The organism is Achromobacter sp. DH1f, assembly GCF_000633435.1.
Taxonomy (GTDB): Bacteria; Pseudomonadota; Gammaproteobacteria; order Burkholderiales; family Burkholderiaceae_B; genus Achromobacter; species Achromobacter deleyi.
This window is the reverse complement of the sequence record NZ_AYMF01000084.1, coordinates 1-1007: the sequence shown is the minus strand read 5'-3', so window position 1 is coordinate 1007 and position 1007 is coordinate 1. Positions and strand designations below refer to the sequence as shown.

The following is a 1007-nucleotide window of genomic DNA, read 5'->3' as shown; positions in this document are numbered from 1 at the left end:
CTGCGCGCATCGGCGGCCGCCGCGCGCGAGCGCGATATTCCGATCCGCCTGCATTGCTGCCAGTCGCGGCTGGAGTACGACCTAGTCCTGGAACAGCACGGCATGAGCCCGCCCGAATGGCTGCAAAGCCTGGGTTTCCTGTCCGAACGGGCCTTGCTGCCGCACGGCACTTATGTATCCGGCTCGCGCCATATCGACCGGCCGGGGCGCGACCTGGACATCATCCGCGACGCGGGCGCCAGCATCGTGCATTGCCCGCTGGTGTCGGCGCGCCACGGCGCCACGCTGGAATCGTTCGCCCGCTACCGCAAGCAGGGCATCAACATCGGCATGGGCACCGATACCTGGCCGCCGGACATGGTGCTGAACCTGCAGGTGGGCATGATGCTGTGCCGGGTCACCGACCAGTCCACCGAGGCGGTGCGCTCGGAAGACTATTACGACGCCGCCACGGTCGGCGGGGCGGACGCCCTGGGTCGCCCCGACCTGGGCCGCCTGGCGCCGGGCGCCAAGGCGGACATCGTGGTGTTCGACTTTTCCCACGACCGCAACGGCCAGTTGATCGACCCGATCCAGACGCTGATGGTGGGCGGCAGCGGCCGCGACGTGTCGCAGGTCGTCATCGACGGCCGTTTCGTGATGGTCGATGGCCAGATTCCCGGCTTTGATGCCGCCCAGGCGCAAGCGCAGGCCCAGGCGCAGTTCGACGGCCTGGTGGCGCGCTACCCCGACCGCACCTGGGGCCATCCGCCGGTCGGCGAGATTTTTTCATCCAGCTACCCGCGGCCCCCAAGGAGCCCGTCATGACGACCGTTTCCAGTCCCGCCGCCCCGACGCTGTCGGTGCGCGGCCTGTCGGTGGAATTCCCCACGCGCCACGGCACCCTGGTGGCCACGCGCGACATCACGTTCGACATTGCGCCGGGCGAGATCCTGGGCATGGTGGGCGAGTCCGGCGCGGGCAAGTCGCTGACCGGCATGGCGGTGATCGGCCTGCTGGAACCGCCG

The 1007-nt window shown here is 69.4% G+C and carries 2 protein-coding genes; both read left to right on the top strand.

The annotated features are described in order from the left end of the window. The coding region (locus U858_RS0133035) for an amidohydrolase family protein (protein WP_025141348.1) at positions 1-807 on the top strand (807 nt) is incomplete at its 5' end. Further along, a partial coding sequence (locus tag U858_RS0133030) for an ATP-binding cassette domain-containing protein (protein ID WP_029954741.1) occupies positions 804-1007 on the top strand: 204 nt, incomplete at its 3' end. The genes U858_RS0133035 and U858_RS0133030, both read left to right, overlap by 4 nt.